This is a genomic window from Streptomyces sp. NPDC041191, assembly GCF_055591945.1.
This window is the reverse complement of record NZ_JBVIZC010000003.1, coordinates 118820-135456: the sequence shown is the minus strand read 5'-3', so window position 1 is coordinate 135456 and position 16637 is coordinate 118820. Positions and strand designations below refer to the sequence as shown.

The 16637-nt window shown below is 73.9% G+C and carries 16 protein-coding genes; 4 read left to right on the top strand and 12 right to left on the bottom strand.

All coding sequences use genetic code 11. The features are described from left to right. Nucleotides 1-60: 60 nt before the first annotated feature. The 5 genes from ACZ6AQ_RS06575 to ACZ6AQ_RS06555 all read right to left on the bottom strand — a co-directional run bounded on the left by ACZ6AQ_RS06575 (nucleotide 61) and on the right by ACZ6AQ_RS06555 (nucleotide 5577). A complete protein-coding gene (locus ACZ6AQ_RS06575; protein ID WP_468757981.1) occupies nucleotides 61-2607 on the bottom strand; it encodes a DUF4118 domain-containing protein in 2547 nt (848 codons plus the stop codon). A 77-nt stretch (nucleotides 2608-2684) separates the two neighbouring features. Beyond that, nucleotides 2685-3353: an ABC transporter ATP-binding protein gene (locus ACZ6AQ_RS06570; protein ID WP_468758555.1), complete on the bottom strand. Its 669-nt coding sequence runs from the start codon at nucleotides 3351-3353 to the stop codon at nucleotides 2685-2687. A gap of 361 nt (nucleotides 3354-3714) precedes the next feature. Further along, complete coding sequence (locus ACZ6AQ_RS06565; RefSeq protein WP_388694134.1) at nucleotides 3715-4479, bottom strand: DUF3710 domain-containing protein; 765 nt, start codon at nucleotides 4477-4479, stop codon at nucleotides 3715-3717. A gap of 1 nt (nucleotide 4480) precedes the next feature. Next, the gene (gene dut, locus ACZ6AQ_RS06560) at nucleotides 4481-4993 is read right to left on the bottom strand and encodes a dUTP diphosphatase (RefSeq protein ID WP_388694136.1); all 513 of its coding nucleotides are present in this window, start codon (nucleotides 4991-4993) and stop codon (nucleotides 4481-4483) included. Beyond that, the gene (locus ACZ6AQ_RS06555; RefSeq protein ID WP_468757979.1) at nucleotides 4993-5577 is read right to left on the bottom strand and encodes a PaaI family thioesterase; all 585 of its coding nucleotides are present in this window, start codon (nucleotides 5575-5577) and stop codon (nucleotides 4993-4995) included. The genes dut and ACZ6AQ_RS06555 overlap by 1 nt, the downstream gene beginning before the upstream one ends. A gap of 170 nt (nucleotides 5578-5747) precedes the next feature. On the opposite strand from ACZ6AQ_RS06555, the gene ACZ6AQ_RS06550 reads away from it, so the two are divergent. Further along, nucleotides 5748-6263 carry a DUF3093 domain-containing protein gene (locus tag ACZ6AQ_RS06550; RefSeq protein ID WP_468757977.1) on the top strand — a complete coding sequence of 172 codons (516 nt, stop codon included), beginning with the start codon at nucleotides 5748-5750 and terminating at the stop codon, nucleotides 6261-6263. Nucleotides 6264-6307: 44 nt separating this feature from the next. Here the strand turns inward: ACZ6AQ_RS06550 and ACZ6AQ_RS06545 are convergent, their stop codons facing one another. From ACZ6AQ_RS06545 to ACZ6AQ_RS06530, 4 genes are all read right to left on the bottom strand, one after another. Next, entirely contained in the window at nucleotides 6308-7339 is a 1032-nt protein-coding gene (locus ACZ6AQ_RS06545; protein ID WP_468757976.1) for a hypothetical protein, read from the bottom strand. Nucleotides 7340-7351: 12 nt separating this feature from the next. Beyond that, nucleotides 7352-7648: a DUF4193 domain-containing protein gene (locus ACZ6AQ_RS06540; RefSeq protein ID WP_468757975.1), complete on the bottom strand. Its 297-nt coding sequence runs from the start codon at nucleotides 7646-7648 to the stop codon at nucleotides 7352-7354. 395 nt (nucleotides 7649-8043) lie between these two features. Next, complete coding sequence (locus ACZ6AQ_RS06535) at nucleotides 8044-9282, bottom strand: sensor histidine kinase (protein ID WP_468757973.1); 1239 nt, start codon at nucleotides 9280-9282, stop codon at nucleotides 8044-8046. 4 nt (nucleotides 9283-9286) lie between these two features. Next, entirely contained in the window at nucleotides 9287-9940 is a 654-nt protein-coding gene (locus ACZ6AQ_RS06530) for a response regulator transcription factor (protein WP_468757972.1), read from the bottom strand. A 377-nt stretch (nucleotides 9941-10317) separates the two neighbouring features. On the opposite strand from ACZ6AQ_RS06530, the gene ACZ6AQ_RS06525 reads away from it, so the two are divergent. Further along, on the top strand, nucleotides 10318-10491 hold the full coding sequence (locus tag ACZ6AQ_RS06525; protein ID WP_468757971.1) for a hypothetical protein: 174 nt from the start codon (nucleotides 10318-10320) through the stop codon (nucleotides 10489-10491). 86 nt (nucleotides 10492-10577) lie between these two features. Here ACZ6AQ_RS06525 and ACZ6AQ_RS06520 read toward each other — a convergent pair whose 3' ends face one another. Both ACZ6AQ_RS06520 and ACZ6AQ_RS06515 read right to left on the bottom strand, forming a co-directional pair. Further along, nucleotides 10578-11387, bottom strand: a complete 810-nt coding sequence (locus ACZ6AQ_RS06520) for an inositol monophosphatase family protein (protein ID WP_468757969.1) — start codon at nucleotides 11385-11387, stop codon at nucleotides 10578-10580. Between the two features lie 130 nt (nucleotides 11388-11517). After that, nucleotides 11518-12645 carry a ferrochelatase gene (locus ACZ6AQ_RS06515; protein ID WP_388694156.1) on the bottom strand — a complete coding sequence of 376 codons (1128 nt, stop codon included), beginning with the start codon at nucleotides 12643-12645 and terminating at the stop codon, nucleotides 11518-11520. 204 nt (nucleotides 12646-12849) lie between these two features. Here ACZ6AQ_RS06515 and ACZ6AQ_RS06510 point away from each other — a divergent pair, with 204 nt between their 5' ends. Next, nucleotides 12850-14115 (top strand): MFS transporter, encoded by a 1266-nt coding sequence (locus ACZ6AQ_RS06510; protein ID WP_468757967.1) that lies wholly within the window; start codon nucleotides 12850-12852, stop codon nucleotides 14113-14115. Further along, nucleotides 14054-15403 carry a D-arabinono-1,4-lactone oxidase gene (locus ACZ6AQ_RS06505; RefSeq protein ID WP_468757965.1) on the top strand — a complete coding sequence of 450 codons (1350 nt, stop codon included), beginning with the start codon at nucleotides 14054-14056 and terminating at the stop codon, nucleotides 15401-15403. Before ACZ6AQ_RS06510 ends, ACZ6AQ_RS06505 begins: the two co-directional genes overlap by 62 nt. 38 nt (nucleotides 15404-15441) lie before the next feature. Here ACZ6AQ_RS06505 and ACZ6AQ_RS06500 read toward each other — a convergent pair whose 3' ends face one another. Continuing rightward, complete coding sequence (locus tag ACZ6AQ_RS06500; protein ID WP_468757964.1) at nucleotides 15442-16464, bottom strand: hypothetical protein; 1023 nt, start codon at nucleotides 16462-16464, stop codon at nucleotides 15442-15444. Nucleotides 16465-16637 lie beyond the last annotated feature (173 nt).

Genomic DNA, 16637 nt, shown 5'->3' with positions numbered 1-16637 from the left:
GTGCGGGCGGGTGGACGGTGCGTACGGAGGGGTGGCGCGTACGGAGGGACGGGGCCCGGTTCAGGTCGCGGCACCGGCCGCCGGGTCCCCGGCCGGCACCGGGGGGCCGCCCGGCGCGGCGCGGAGGGTGAGCACCATGGTGAGGCCGCCGCCGGGAGTGTCCTCGGCGTCGAGCGTCCCGCCCATCGCCTCCACGAAGCCGCGGGCCACCGCGAGGCCGAGGCCGACGCCGGAGCCGCGCGGGGCGTCGCCGAGGCGCTGGAAGGGCTCGAAGATCCCGTCCTTGGCCTCGTCGGGAACGCCGGGCCCGCGGTCCACCACCCGCAGTTCGACCCTGTCCCCCAGGGCGCTGGCGGCGACGGCGACGGGCACGCCCTCGGGGCTGTACTTCACGGCGTTCTCCACGATGTTGGCGACGGCCCGTTCCAGGAGGCCCTTGTCGACCTCGACCATGGGCAGGGTCTCGGGTATGTCGAGCCAGGCGCTGCCGTCCGGCACTCCCCCCAGGGCCATGGGGACGACTTCGTCGAGGTCGACGACGCGCATGAGGGGCCTGACGGTGCCGGTCTGGAGACGGGACATGTCGAGGAGGTTGCCGACGAGGAGGTCGAGGCGGTCGGCCCCGTCCTCGATGCCCTCCAGGAGTTCGGCCCGGTCCCGCTCGGACCATTCGACGTCGTCGGAGCGGAGGGAGGAGACGGACGCCTTGATGCTCGCGAGCGGGGTCCGCAGATCGTGGCTGACGGCGGCGAGCAGGGAGGTGCGGATCTTGGTGCCCTCGGCCAGTTTCCGCGCCTCCTCCGCCTCGCCGACGAGCCGCTGGCGGTCGAGCACGACGGCGGCCTGGGCGGCGAAGGCGCCGAGCACCCGCCGGTCCTCGGCGGGCAGCACCCGGCCGGACAGGGCGAGCGCCAGGTGGTCCCCGACCGGCATGTCCACGTCGGCCTCCTCCGGCCGGGCCGCCGGGTGGGGGCCGACGCTGGCGGCGGGCGTCCACGGCTCCACCTCGTTCTCGCGCTCCAGGAGGGCCACCGACTCCATGGAGAAGGTCTCGCGGACGCGTTCGAGGAGGGCGTCCAGGCTGGTCTCGCCGCGCAGCACGCTGCCCGCGAGGTACGAGAGCACCTCGGCCTCCGCGCGGAGCCGGGCGGCCTGGTGGGTGCGGCGGGCGGCCAGGTCCACCACGGAGGCGACCGACATCGCGACGCCGAGGAAGACGGCGATGGCGACGATGTTCTTGGGGTCGGCGACGGTGAGCCGGTGGACGGGCGGGGTGAAGAACCAGTTGAGGAGGAGCGACCCGGCGGCGGCCGAGGCGAGCGCCGGCAGGAAGCCGCCGAGCAGCGCGGCGGCCACGGTCAGGGCGAGGAAGAGCAGCATGTCGTTGGCGAGCCCGAGGTCGGCGTCGACATGGGTGAGCAGCAGGGCGAGACAGCCGGGCCCCGCGACGCCGACCGCCCAGGCGGCGAGGGTCCGGGAGCGGCCGAGGCGGGCGCCGCGCGCGACCGGCAGGCCGCGCCCCTTGGCGACCTCGCCGTGGGTGACGATGTGGACGTCCAGGTCGGGTCCGGAGTCGCGGGCCACGGTCTGGCCGACTCCGGGGCCGAGGATGTACTGCCAGGTCCGGCGGCGGCTGGAGCCGAGGACGATCTGGGTGGCGTTGACCCCGCGGGCGAACTCCAGGAGCGCGGAGGGGACGTCGTCGCCTATGACGTGGTGGAACGTGCCCCCGAGGTCCTCGACGAGGGTGCGCTGGACGGCCAGCTCCTTCGGGGAGGCCGCGGTGAGTCCGTCGCTGCGGGCGATGTAGACGGCGAGGACCTCGCCGCCTGCGCCCTTCTCGGCGAGCCGGGTGGCCCGGCGTATGAGGGTGCGTCCCTCGGGGCCGCCGGTGAGGCCGACGACGATGCGTTCCCTGGCCTGCCAGGTGGAGCGGATGTTGTGCTCGCCCCGGTACCGCCGGAGGTACTCGTCGACCCGGTCGGCGGTCCAGAGCAGGGCCAGCTCGCGCAGGGCGGTGAGGTTGCCGGGACGGAAGTAGTTGGAGAGGGCCGCGTCGACCTCGTCGGGGGTGTGGATGTTGCCGTGGGCCATCCGGCGCCGCAGGGCCTCCGGGCTCATGTCGACCAGTTCGATCTGGTCCGCCCGGCGCACGACCTCGTCGGGGACGGTCTCCCGCTGCCGTACGCCGGTGATCGCCTCGACCACGTCGCCGAGCGACTCCAGGTGCTGGATGTTGACGGTCGAGACGACGTCGATGCCGGCCGCGAGCAGTTCGGCGACGTCCTGCCACCGCTTGGGGTTCCGGGAGCCGGGGGCGTTCGTGTGGGCCAGCTCGTCGACGAGGGCGACGGCGGGGCGGCGGGCCAGGACGGCGTCGACGTCCATCTCGGCGAGGACGGTCCCCCGGTGCTCCGCGGTGCGGGGCGGGACCCGCTCCAGGCCGCGCAGCACCGCTTCCGTGCGCGGCCGTCCGTGGTGCTCCACGCACGCCACCACGCAGTCCGTGCCGCGCTCCACCCGGCGGTGGCCCTCGGAGAGCATCGCGTAGGTCTTGCCGACGCCCGGCGCAGCGCCGAGGTAGATGCGTAGTGTGCCGCGTCCCATGGCTCGACCCTACGTCCGGCCGGCCGGGCCGGGGCCGCCAGGCCCCGGTGCTCCCCCGGTCCCGCGCCGGTTCCCCGTCAGTGCTCGGCGATCTCGCCGTCCCGCAGCTCCAGGACCCGGTCCGCGAGCCCCAGGAGCTGGGGGTCGTGGGTGGCGACCAGGGCCGTGCAGCCCTCGCTGCGGACCACCGCGCGCAGGAGCTGCATGACGGCGAGCCCGGTCTCCGCGTCCAGCTGGCCCGTCGGCTCGTCGGCTATCAGCAGGGCCGGCTTGTTGGCCAGGGCGCGGGCGATGGCGACCCGCTGCTGCTGGCCGCCGGAGAGTTCGCCGGGCCGCTGGGCCGCGTGGTCGGCGAGGCCCACCAGGCCGAGCAGCAGGGCCACGCGCTCCTCGCGCTCCTTCGGGTCCGCCTTGCGCAGCCGCAGGGGGACGCCCACGTTCTCGGCGGCGGAGAGGATCGGGAGCAGGCCGAAGGACTGGAAGATGAAACCGATCCGGTCGCGGCGCAGCTCCAGGAGGCCGCTCTCGCCGAGCGTGGAGAGGTCGGTGCCGTCGATGACGATCCGGCCGCCGTCGGCGGAGTCGAGGCCGCCCACGAGGTTGAGCAGGGTCGTCTTGCCGGAGCCCGAGCGGCCCTTGAGCGCGACGAGCTGGCCGCGCGGGATGTCGAAGGAGACGCCGCGCAGGGCGTGCACCGCGGCCTCGCCCGTGCCGTACGAGCGGCGCAGGTTCTCGACGCGGACCATGGGAGGTCCGGCCGGGTCCTCGATGACGGCCGTCGCGGACCTCGTGCTGCTCTCACTCACCCGGTGTTCCCCCTCCTCGAACATGTGCGCTCGCCAGTATGGTCCGCCGCCGGGCCCGAGGGCCAGAGCCGGAGGGCCGGGCCTGTGGAAAACCGGGACGACGGGAAGAACGGCCGACGGGAGACGGCAGGTGGAGGGCCCGGGAGGCGGGTGAAGGGCCCGGGACGACGGCCGGTGGGCCGCTCCCCGTACGCGCGGTACGGGGAGCGGCCCACCGCTCGTTCTCCTCCGCGCCGGAAGGCGGCGCGGTGCGTCCCGCCGGGGCGCGCGGAGGTCCCGGAGCGCGCCGCGGCCGGAGGGGTCAGCGGATCTCGGAGATCTCCGGGCCGCGCTGGAGCTGGCCCATGCCGCCGGAGAAGCGGGAGCCCTCCTGCTCCTCCTGCTGAACGCCGTCCGGCACCATCTGGGCGTCGTTCGGCAGCTTGAGGACGATCGGGTCGCGCGGGGCCATGGGGGCGTCGCCGCGGACCACCACGGTGTCGCGGACGATCTGCTCCAGGAGCCCGGCCGCCTCGGGCTGGACCGCGCCCTGCCCGGAGATCACTCCGCGCAGGAACCAGCGGGGGCCGTCGACGCCCACGAAGCGGACGAGCTGCACACCGCGGTTGCCGTCCGGCAGCTGTACGGGGACCTGCGCGCGCAGCTCCCAGCCCAGCGGCCCCTCGACCTCGTCGATGACGCCGCCCTGCTGGATGATGCCCGTGGCGATCTCGTCGCGGACCTCGCCCCAGATGCCCTCGTTCTTGGGGGCGGCGAACGCCTGGAGCTGTACGGCGCTGTCGCGCAGCACGACGGTGGCCGCGACGATCGCGTCTCCCGCCACTTCCACCCGGAGTTCCATGCCCTCGACACCGGGCACGAAGATCCCTCCGAGGTCCACGCGGCCCTCCTCGGGCGTGGTGACCTCGGAGATGTCCCAGGGCCCGTCGGGCCGGGGCGCCGGCGGGAGGTTCACGCGGCGCGGCGCACCGGCCGCGTCCTCGTCGTCCTCCACCGCGTCGACGACCTGCTCGGCCTCGCTCGCCGCGTCCTCGGCGGCACCGCTCTTCTTGCGACGTCCGAACACGTCACTGTCCTTCCCGGTCGGATACGGCCGAAGCGTATCGATTCCCACCCGTTGTGCCGTCCACGGCGGTGTGACCGCCGGTGGACCCGAAGCCCCCCTCGGCCCGCGCCGAGCCGGGAAGCTCCGCCACCTCGTGGAAGCGCACCTTCTCGACCTGCTGGACGACGAGTTGGGCAATCCGGTCGAACCGCTCGAACCGCACGCTTTCGCGCGGGTCGAGGTTGACCACGATCACCTTGATCTCTCCACGGTACCCGGCATCCACCGTCCCCGGGGCATTCACGAGCGCCACTCCGCAGCGGGCCGCGAGTCCGGAGCGCGGATGCACGAAGGCCGCGTACCCGTCGGGGAGGGCGAGGGAGATCCCGGTGGGGAGTACGGCGCGCTCGCCGGGGGCCAGTACGGCGGCCTCCGTGGTCACGAGGTCGGCGCCCGCGTCGCCGGGGTGCCCGTAGGCCGGGAGCGGGACCTCGGGGTCCACGCGCCGGATCAGTACGTCCACGGGGTTGCGCATCAGGGGTTCACCTCGAAGGCGCGGGCGCGCCTGGTCTGGTCGGGGTCGGACATGGCGGCCCGGATCTCCTCCGGCCGGCCGTTGTCGATGAAGTGGTCGACCTTGACCTCGATGAAGAGGCCGTCGGCGCGGACGGCGACGGGGCCCTCCGGCCCGCCGATCCGGCCGACGGCGGTCGAGTAGAGCTTGCGGCCGTGCACGGCGGTGACGGCGGCCTCCAGGTGGAGCACGGTGCCGACCGGCACGGGCAGGAGGAAGTCGGTCTCCAGGCGTCCGGTCACGGCGATGACCCGCAGCAGCCAGTTGAGGGAGCCGAGGGTCTCGTCGAGGGCGGTGGCGAGGACGCCGCCGTGCGCGAGGCCGGGGGCACCCTGGTGGTCGGGGGTCACCGTGAACTCGGCGGTGACGGTCACGCCCTCGCCCGCCCGCGACTCCAGGTGGAGGCCGTGGGGCTGTCCGCCGCCGCATCCGAAGCAGTGGCCGTAGTGCGAACCGAGGAGCTCGCCGGGAGCCGGCGCGTCGGGGTGGCGTACCGGCGGTACGGCGTCGGCGGGCGGGGTGAGGGCGGCAGATGTTGCAGTCACAGGCGCAGACCTTACCCGCGCGGGCGGACGCGGTGCGGGCGGCGGTCGGCCCCCCGGAAGAACACGGGCCCGCCCGCGCGGGCGGACCGGACGCGATGGCGGCGCGGACGCCGCACACGGCCCCCACCCGCGCGGGCGGGGGCGGGACGCGCCGTGCCAAGCTTGGACGCATGCAGCCTTCCGTACCGTCCCCGGCCTCCTCCCCCGAGCCCTCCGCCGCCCCGGCCGCGCCGCTCTTCGACGAACGGCTGACGGCTCCCCGCTCCTGGTGGGCGATCGCGGGCCTGCTCGGCCTGTCCGGCGGTCTGATCATGTTCCCGCTGGGCACGGTCCCGATGCTGGGCGGCCTGATCGCGGCGACGGTGCTCGCCGGGATCGCGGTCTCCTCGTACGGCTCCGCCCGCGTCCGGGTGGTGGCCGGTTCGCTGGTGGCGGGCGACGCCCGGATCCCGGTCTCCGCCCTGGGGGCGGCCGAGGTGCTGGACGCGGAGGAGGCGCGCGCCTGGCGCACGTACAAGGCGGACACGCGCGCCTTCATGCTGATGCGCGGCTACGTGCCCCGGGCGGTACGGATCGAGGTGACGGACCCGGCGGACCCCACGCCGTACGTGTACCTCTCCAGCCGTGAGCCGGAGGCCCTGGTGGCGGCACTGGACGCCGTGCGGGACGGCGCCGGGGACTACTGAGGGACGGTTTCCCCCGGGCCGCCGTTCCAGGGTCCGGGCCCGCCCTAGGAGCCCGGTCTCCCGGGGTCGGCGGGCCGGTCGAGGGCGGGCAGCTCGCGGAGGGCGTCCCAGGGGACCTGGCGGCGGCGCAGGTCCTCGCGGACGCGCGCGGCGAGCTTCCTGGTGTCGCGGCGGTTCATGACGGCGCCGACGGCGGCGCCCACCATGAACGGCATGAGGTTCGGCAGGTTGCGCACCATCCGCTTCATGATCTGCTGGCGCAGTTCGCGTTTGAGCTGTCCGCCGAGCGCCGCGTTGACGGTGGTGGGCCGGGTGGGGTCGACGCCCCGTTCCTCGGCCCAGGAGGACAGGTAGGCCGTCGAACGCTGGGGAAGCCGGCCGGGGGGCCGCAGGCCGTACACCTCGTGCAGTTCGGCGATGAGTTTGAGTTCCACGGCGGCGACGCCGGTGATCTCGGCCGCCAGTTCGGCCGGCAGGGCCGGGGGGACGGGGAGCATGGCGGCGGCGCCGACACCGGCTCCCACGGTCGAGCTCGCGTGCGCCGCGCCGGCGACGAGCTTGTCGGCGAGCTCCTCGGGACCGAGCCCGGGGAACTGGGCGCGGAGGGTCGCCAGGTCGCGGACGGGAATCCGCGGGGCGAGGTCGATCAGCCGGTCGGCCAGGTGGCCGATGCCGGCCCTGGCGCCGTCTCCGCCGCGCTTCACTCCGTACGCGACGCCGCGCCGGACGGCGTCGATCCGGCGGGAATCGACCTTGAACCGGTCGAAACGGCCCCGGGCGGGGACGGCCGGGCGGTCGGCGTCGGGAAGACCGTCCTGTCGGACTTCGACGGTCCCGTCGTCCCGTCCCGCCTCCCGTTCCGCGGGAAGGGGTACCCGCTCCGGCCCGGTGGCCGCCTCGAGCGAGGCCGGCAGGCCCCGCTCGTCGTCACGTGCGCCGAGAGGGGGCAGGGAGGCGGTGGGCTCGGCTTCGGGGGCCTTCTGGGCACCCTCCGCCGGGCCCGGGTCGCCCTTGTGCGTCCGCGGGCTCCCGGGGAGCCACGAACGCCGCTTCCGGGACGGTGTGTCGCCTGCCACGGCCGGTCCTTCTCAGTCGCAGTCGCGGCAGATGGGCTGACCGTTCTTCTCCTTGGCCAGCTGGCTGCGGTGGTGCACGAGGAAGCAGCTCATGCAGGTGAACTCGTCGGCCTGCTTGGGCAGGACCCGGACGGCCAGCTCCTCGTTCGAGAGGTCGGCGCCGGGAAGCTCCAGGCCCTCTGCGGCCTCGAACTCGTCGACGTCGACGGTCGAGGTCGACTTGTCGTTCCGGCGGGCCTTCAGTTCTTCAAGGCTGTCCGAGTCGACGTCGTCGTCGGTCTTGCGTGGGGTGTCGTAATCCGTTGCCATGTCGCTCTCCCCCTCTGGGTGGTTGCGGTGTCTCCAGCGCACGTAACGCGTGAGAGGTCGGACTTGTGCCCGACCTGAGGCGGAGATTTTGCCTCACATCAAGGTCTGTTACTCAATCGACACCCGTCGCGCCTTCTCGCGAGTGATCGGCTTCGGGTGGCGATGCGGACCGTACACGGTCCTTCGGGCGTTCCTCACAGGCGCCACCCCGTGTACTTCCCGTCATACCGGGGCCCGGAAACCCGTACTTTTCCTGGTTTTCCGAGGGGTTTCCCGGTCACGGAGAGTGGAGAACCACCCACCCCGGCCTGTGATCGATCACACACGGGCGTCTCAGGACCGGGGGGACGGAATTCCGCGCAAAGCGAACAGAACGGGTCGGGTCGCGCAGTCTGTCAGATCGGCAGGGTGACGCGCATCACGAGACCGCCGCCCGCGCGGGGCTCCGCGATGATACGGCCTCCGTGGGCCCGGGCCACGGACCGCGCGATCGACAGGCCGAGGCCGACCCCCTTGTCGCTGCCGGTCCGCTCCTGCCGGAGCCGCCGGAACGGCTCGAAGAGGTTGTCGGTCTCGTACGCGGGGACCACGGGGCCCGTGTTCGACACGACCAGGACCGCCTGGCCGTGCAGGGTCCCGGTGGTGACCTCCACCCAGCCGCCCTCCGGCACGTTGTACCGCACGGCGTTCTGGAGCAGGTTCAGCATGATCCGTTCGAGCAGGACGCCGTTGCCCTGGACGACGGCGGGCGCGCGCTCCCCGCGGATCTCGACGCCCTTGGCCTCGGCCTCGGCGCGCACCTGGTCGACGCCCCGTTCGGCGACCTCGGCGAGGTCGACGGGTTTGCGCTCGACGATCTCGTTGTCGCTGCGGGCCAGCAGGAGCAGACCCTCGACGAGCTGTTCACTGCGCTCGTTGGTGGCGAGCAGGGTCTTGCCGAGCTGCTGGAGCTCCACGGGCGCCCCGGGGTCCGAGAGGTGCACCTCCAGGAGGGTGCGGTTGATCGCGAGCGGGGTCCGCAGCTCGTGCGAGGCGTTCGCGACGAACCGCTGCTGGGCGGTGAAGGCCCGTTCCAGCCGCTCCAGCATCTCGTCGAAGGTGTCGGCGAGCTCCTTCAGCTCGTCGTCCGGGCCGTCCAGCTCGATCCGCCGGGACAGGTCCGAACCGGCCACCTGGCGGGCGGTGCGGGTGATCCGGCCGAGCGGGGAGAGCACCCGTCCCGCCATGGCGTAGCCGAAGGCGAAGGCGATGATGCTCAGACCGAGCAGGGCGAAGAGCGAACGGCGCAGCAGGTCGTCCAGGGCCCGGTCGCTCTGGTGCTGGAGGCAGACGGACACCGCGTCGTTGAACTGCTCGCCGGTGCCCGTGTCGGGCAGGTCGCACCACGAGGTGGTGGGCTGGACCTCGCCCTTGACGATCTTGAAGGGCAGATGGGCCGCGCTGTCGCTGAGGGCCTGCGCGGTGAACAGGTAGATGATCGAGAGCAGCAGGATGCCCGCGATCAGGAACATCCCGCCGTACAGCAGGGTGAGCCGTATCCGGATGGTGGGGCGCAGGAGCGGGCGGACCGGGTCCCTGGGGTCCCAGGTCGGCTTGGGGGGCGCCTGGGGGTGCGGCGCGGGAGTGGTGGCCATCGGGTCAGATCCGGTACCCGGAGCCGGGCACGGTGACGATGACGGGCGGCTCGCCGAGCTTGCGGCGCAGGGTCATGACGGTGACGCGCACCACGTTGGTGAAGGGGTCGGTGTTCTCGTCCCACGCCTTCTCCAGGAGCTGCTCGGCCGAGACCACGGCGCCCTCGCTGCGCATGAGGACCTCCAGGACGGCGAACTCCTTCGGCGCGAGCTGGACCTCCCTGCCCTCGCGGAAGACCTCGCGGCGGTTCGGGTCGAGCCTGATGCCGGCGCGCTCCAGGACGGGCGGGAGGGGCACGGTCGTACGGCGGCCGAGGGCGCGCACGCGCGCGGTGAGCTCGGTGAAGGCGAAGGGCTTGGGCAGGTAGTCGTCCGCGCCGAGTTCGAGCCCCTCCACGCGGTCGCTGACGTCGCCGGAGGCGGTGAGCATCAGGACACGGGTGGGCACGCCGAGTTCGACGATCCTGCGGCAGACGTCGTCGCCGTGCACGAGCGGGAGGTCGCGGTCGAGGACGACGACGTCGTAGTCGTTGACCCCCACCCGCTCCAGGGCCGCCGCGCCGTCGTACACGACGTCGACGGCCATGGCCTCCCGGCGCAGTCCGGTGGCCACCGCATCGGCGAGCAGCTGCTCGTCCTCGACGACGAGTACGCGCACGTCGTACATCCTTCCCGTGGGGCCGCGGCCGGAGGGGTGCCGGCCGGACCTGAGTGTGCTGACTGTGGGTGTCCCATCCTGCCCCGTACGCGCGTAAACCGGCTGTAAGGCGGCGGTCGGCGCCCCCCGGGACGGTCCGCGGGCCCGTGGGCGGGGGCCGGACCGGGCATCGGGGGCGCTCCGGGAGTCCGCCCGATTTCCGGGCCGGTTGAGGTTTCTCTGAGGAAAGGGCTGGGGAGGACGACTGCACACCCCGCGATCACGCCCTGTATGTGGCACGCCACCCGACGCTCCCTGTCCCCAGGGGCCACAGGGTGTGATCCGACCCACCCTCGGCACACCCCCGTGCCAGCCGACCCACGACGAGGGGGCGCACGATGGACGCTTTCACCGCCGGCCTGCTGCACCGCATCAGGACCACGCAGACGGACCTCACGCGGGCGCGTGAGACGGGCGACGACTACCTGGTGGAGGTGGAGCAGGCGGAGCTGGAGGACCTGCACCGCCTGGCCGCCGAGCACGGGGTGGAGGTGGCCGCGCCGACCGCCTGACCCGTACCGCCCGCGGCCCCGTGAGGCCGCGCGAGGGCCCCGGAGCCGTCCCCCGGCTCCGGGGCCCTCGCGCGTCCCGGTCCCGGTCAGTCGTGCCAGGCCCCCAGTTCCTCCAGGAGTTCCTGGAGGGGCCCGAAGAGCCCGGGGGAAGCCGCGACCGTCAGTTCGCCCGACTCCGGCTCCCCCGGGCGGCCGCCCGTCAGCGCCCCCGCCTCGCGGGCGACGAGCGCGCCCGCCGCGAGGTCCCAGGGGTTGAGGCCGCGCTCGTAGTAGGCGTCGAGGCGTCCCGCGGCGACGTCGCAGAGGTCGACGGCCGCCGAGCCGCCGCGCCGGATGTCGCGGACGCGGGGGATCAGCTGCCGGACGACCTCGGCCTGCCGCTCGCGCCGGTTCCTGAGGTAGCCGAAGCCGGTGCCGAGCAGGGCCTGGTCGAACGGGGGCGCGGGGCGGACGGCGAGGGGCCGGTCCCCGGCGTGCGCTCCGCGGCCGAGGACCGCGTGGTACGTCTCGCCGCGCATCGGCGCCTCGACCACGCCGACGACGGTCTCGCCGTCCCGCTCGGCGGCGATCGAGACGGCCCAGGTCGGCAGGCCGTACAGGTAGTTCACGGTGCCGTCGAGCGGGTCGATGACCCAGCGGATCCCGCTCGTGCCGGGGCTCGACGCGCCCTCCTCGCCGAGGAAGCCGTCCTGCGGGCGGTGCTCGGCGAGGAAGCCGGTGATCAGCTTCTCGGCGGCGATGTCCATCTCGGTGACCACGTCGATGGGACTGCTCTTGGTCCTCGCCACGGCCAGGTCGCCGGGCCGGCCGTCGCGCAGCAGCGCTCCGGCGCGTCGCGCCGCTTCCAGGGCGAGGTCGTGCAGCTCGGTGAGGAGGTGCTCTGCCGGATCGGTCACGGGGGTCTCCTTGCGCGTGCGGTCGGTCACGGATCTTCTGCGCGTGCGGGGCGGTCACGGCAGGTCTTCTCGCGCGTACGGGCCGGGCACGGCGGCTCTTCCTCCGCGCGGGCCGGCCACGGGCTTCTTCCTACGCGTACGGGCTGTCGGCGCCGGCCGCCGCGGGCCGCTCCGTCCTGGCCGGGCAGCAGCCGACCGGGCACAGGTCGTGGGAGGGGCCGAGCGCGCCCAGGGCGCACCGCTCCGGCCGGGCCCCCCGTTCCGCGGCGGCCCGCTCCAGGACCAGGTCGCGGACGGCGGCGGCGAAGCGCGGGTCGGCGCCGACGGTGGCCGAACGGCGGACGGGCAGGCCCAGTTCGGCGGCCTTGGCGGTGGCCTCGGTGTCGAGGTCGTACAGGACCTCCATGTGGTCGGAGACGAAGCCGATCGGGACCATGACGGCGGCGGGGGCCCCGGCGGCGCGCAGCTCCTCCAGGTGGTCGCAGATGTCGGGCTCCAGCCACGGGATGTGGGGGGCGCCGCTGCGGGACTGGTAGACGAGCTTCCAGGGCCGGTCGGTGCCGGTCCGCTCGCGGACGGCGTCGGCGATCACCCGCGCCACGTCGAGGTGCTGGCGCACGTAGGCCCCGCCCCCGCCGTGCCCGGTGGCCGGCCCCGAGGTGTCGGCGGCGGACTCGGGGATGGAGTGGGTGGTGAAGGCGAGGTGGGCGCCGTCCCGGACGGCGGGGTCCAGCTCGGCGAGGGAGGCGAGGACGCCCTCGACCATGGGTTCCACGAAGCCGGGGTGGTTGAAGTAGTGCCGGAGCTTGTCGACCCGGGGCAGCGGGAGCCCCTCCGCCTCCAGGGCGGCGAGCGCGTCGGCGAGGTTCTCGCGGTACTGGCGGCAGCCGGAGTAGGAGGCGTAGGCGCTGGTGGCGAGGACGGCGATGTGGCGCCGGCCGTCGGTGACCATCTCCCGGAGGGTGTCGGTGAGGTAGGGCGCCCAGTTGCGGTTCCCCCAGTAGACCGGGAGGTCGAGCCCGGACTCCGTGAAGTCCTGCCGCAGCGCGTCGAGGAGCGCGCGGTTCTGGTCGTTGATCGGGGAGACGCCGCCGAAGAGGAAGTAGTGCTGCCCCACCTCCTTGAGGCGTTCCTTCGGGATGCCGCGGCCGCGCGTCACGTTCTCCAGGAACGGGACCACGTCGTCCGGCCCCTCGGGGCCGCCGAAGGAGAGCAGCAGCAGGGCGTCGTACGGGGCGGGATCGTGCTGATCGGACATGGCACCGATCCTGCCACCCGCTTGCGCCGGAGGGGGCCCGGCCCGTCCGGGGGGCCGTCGGGCGGGGTAGCCGACCGGGAAAAAGGGGGCACCCCGCAACTTCAACACTGTAGGCTTTAGCTATTAATTACACCTGTCGGTGCCGGCGTCCCACGGGTCGTGCCGTCGCGCGGGACCCGGCTCCGCGGCACGTACGGAGTCCCCTTGGCCAGTCCCTATCGCGCGATCTTCGCGGCGCCCGGAGCCGCCGCGTTCTCCGTCGCCGGCTTCCTCGGACGGATGCCCCTGTCGATGATGGGCATCGGCATCGTCACCATGATCTCGCAGGTCACCGGCGCGTACGGGCTCGCCGGCGCGCTCGCGGCGACGCTCGCGATGTCGGCCGCGGTCCTCGGCCCGCTGGTCTCCCGCCTGGTCGACCGGCACGGGCAGCGCAGGGTGCTCCGGCCGGTGACGCTGGTGTCGCTCGCCGGGGCCGCCGGCCTCCTCCTCTGCGTGCAGCGGGACGCGCCGGTCTGGACGCTCTTCGCGTTCACGGCCGTGATCGGCTGCGTGCCCAGCGTCGGCGCGATGGTCCGGGCCCGCTGGGCCGAGATCCACCGGGGCGGAAGCAGGCACCTGCACACGGCGTACGCCTGGGAGTCGATCGTCGACGAGGTGTGCTTCATCTTCGGCCCGATCGTCTCCATCGGCCTGTCCACGAACTGGTTCCCCGAGGCGGGCCCGCTGTTCGCCGGGGCGTTCCTCGCCGTCGGCGTCTTCTGGCTGACCGCGCAGCGCGCCACGGAACCCCGGCCCCACCCCCGGCGGAGCGGGGAACGGCGCGGCTCCCCGCTCCGCTCCCCCGGCCTCCAGGTCCTGGTCCTCGCCTTCGTCGCCACCGGCGCCGTCTTCGGCTCGGTGGACGTGGTGACCGTGGCCTTCGCCGAGGAGCGGGGGCGGCCGGGCGCCGCCAGTCTCGTCCTGGCCGTCTACGCCCTGGGTTCCTGCCTGGCCGGAGCCGTCTTCGGCCTGCTCCACCTGAAAGGGGAGCCGTCCCGCAGGTGGCTGCTGGGCGTCTGCGCGATGGCCGTGAGTATGATCCCCCTCCTACTGGCCGGGAACCTGCCGTTGCTGGCCGTGGCGCTCTTCGTCGCGGGCCTCTCCATCGCGCCCACCATGGTGACCACGATGGCCCTCGTCGAAGCGCACGTACCGCGCACCGCACTGACCGAGGGCATGACCTGGACGAGTACCGGGCTCGCGGTCGGCGTGGCGCTCGGCTCCTCCGCCGCCGGCTGGGTGGTCGACGCGGCGGGCGCCGAGACGGGGTACGTGGTGCCCGTCGTCGCGGGCGCCGCCGCGGTCGCGGTGGGTCTCCTCGGACACCGCCGGCTGCGCAGGCCGGCGCCGAACCGGGAGGGGCAGCGTGAACGGGACGACAACAGCGGGGCCGGGGAACAGCAGGACGGCGAGCGGTCCGTGGCGTAACTGGGCGGGGAACGTCACCTCCCGTCCGGTCCGGGAGGCGAACCCGGCCTCGGCCGAGGAGCTCGCCGAGACGGTGCGCCGGGCGGCCGAGGACGGGCTGCGGGTGAAGACGGTCGGCACCGGCCACTCCTTCACCTCGATCGCGGCCACCGACGGCGTGCTGATCAGGCCGGGACTGCTGAGCGGGATCCGGCGGATCGACCGCGAGGCGATGACCGTGACGGTCGAGTCGGGCACGACGCTGAAGCGGCTCAACGTGGCGCTGGCCCGGGAGGGCCTGTCGCTCACGAACATGGGCGACATCATGGAGCAGACCGTCGCCGGCGCCGTCTCCACCGGCACGCACGGCACGGGTCGCGAGTCGGCGTCGATAGCCGCGCAGATCCGCGGTCTCGAAATGGTGACCGCGGACGGGCGGCTGCTCACCTGCTCGGCGGAGGGGAACGACGAGGAGCGCGCGGTCTTCGCGGCCGCCCGGATCGGGCTCGGCGCCCTCGGCGTGATCACCGCGATCACCTTCGCGGTGGAGCCGGTCTTCCTGCTCACCGCGCGCGAGGAGCCGATGTCCTTCGACCGGGTCACCTCGGAGTTCGACGCGCTGCACGCGGAGAACGAGCACTTCGAGTTCTACTGGTTCCCCCACACGGAGAACTGCAGCACCAAGCGCAACAACCGCAGCGCGGGCCCCGCCGCTCCCCCCGGACGGATCAGCGGCTGGGTCGACGACGAACTCCTGTCGAACGGGGTCTTCCAGCTCGCCTGTTCGCTGGGCCGGGCGGTGCCGCCGGTCGTCCCCCCGCTCGCCAGGATCGCCAGCCGGGCCCTGTCGGCCCGTACGTACACCGACATCCCCTACAAGGTCTTCACCTCGCCGCGCCGGGTGCGCTTCATGGAGATGGAGTACGCGCTGCCGCGCGAGGCGGCCGTCGCCGCGCTGCGCGAGCTGAAGGCGATGATCGAGCGGTCACCGCTCAAGATCAGCTTCCCGGTGGAGGTGCGCACGGCCCCGGCCGACGACATCGCGCTCTCCACGGCTTCCGGGCGGGAGACCGCCTACGTCGCCGTCCACCTCTACCGGGGGACGCCCCACCGGGCGTACTTCACCGCGGTGGAGCGCATCATGACGGCGCACGGGGGCCGCCCGCACTGGGGCAAGATCCACACCCGGGACGCCGCGTACCTCTCCGGGGTCTATCCGCGCTTCGCCGAGTTCACGGCGCTGCGCGACCGGCTCGATCCGGACCGCCTGTTCACCAACGACTACCTGCGGCGCGTCCTCGGCGACTGACGGGAACGGCCGCCCCGCGCGTGCGGGGCGGCCGTTCCTCATTCGTCCCCGGGCTCCGTCCCGGTCCCGGGACCGGCCGGGGCCCGGGTCTCCGGGGGCGACGGGGGCGCCGGGGCCCCGGACGGTCCCGTCCCGGTGGACGGCTCCCCGGTCGGGGCGGTCGGTCCCGTCGTGGGGCCGGTCGGTTCCGGCGGGGGCGTCGTCCCGCTCCCGGTGGACCCGGAGGGGGACGGCTCCGCCGACGGGGAGCCGGTTCCGCTCCGCCCGGGGTCCGGCTGCCCGGACCCGCCGCCGCCCGGAGTCGGGACGGTGCCCGGCGCGGAGCTCGCGCCCCCGTCCTCCGGCCGCCCGGTGCCGTCGCCCGTCCCGGACGGCGCGGGCGTGGTCTCCCCGCCCGGGGCCGGCGCCTTCTTCCCCGTACCGCCGTCGCCGCGGACGGCGGAGCCGAAGGTGGTGGCGCCCTGCCTGCCGCCGAAGTCCTCTCCGGCGACCAGCTCGTAGGTGGTGATGCCGCCCATGGTGACGCCGAAGACCAGGGCGGCGGCGACCACCGGGCGCCTCCAGCCCCGGACGCGGGTGCCGTGGGTGGTCGCCTCCCCGAAGTCCTCCCCGCCGGGCGTCTCCCCGCCGGGCGTCTCCGCGCCGGGCGCCGGGACCGTGCGGAGCAGCAGGGTCCGGTCGTCCCCGTCGGGCGAGGTCGTGGTCACGAGCCGGATGCGGCGCGCCTTCGGCCGGGCCGCCGTGGTCACGTCGCGGACCTGTTCGCCCGTGCGCCGCAGGGCGTACTGGAAGAACGGGCCGCCGCAGGTGGCGATGACGCTGATCACGCCGGCCCCGACGATCGTGCCGTACACGCCGAGGGTCGAGGCCAGTTTGGCGGCGACGACCGCGGCCAGGGCGCTGCCCGAGACCTGGGCCATGCTCAGGTCGATCTTCCTCCTGCCGCTCCCCTCCGCCTTCCCGGCCGGCTCCGTCCTCTCCGCCGCCTCCGTCACCTTCGTCGCCTTCGTCCCCTCCGCCTCCTCTGGCTCGTCCGTGCCGGTCCTCGGCCTCTGCCCCATCTCCAACCCCTGCCGACTCATTGAGTGCTCTGCACCCAGAAGGGACAAATGGGAGAGGGGAATAGTTCCGTTTCCACCCTTTCTGTGAAGAGCGACACGTGCGGAGGAGGGGCGCGGGGAGTCAACTCCCGTACTGCCCGACACATTGGGCGGCGCGCCTGTCCACCCAGGTG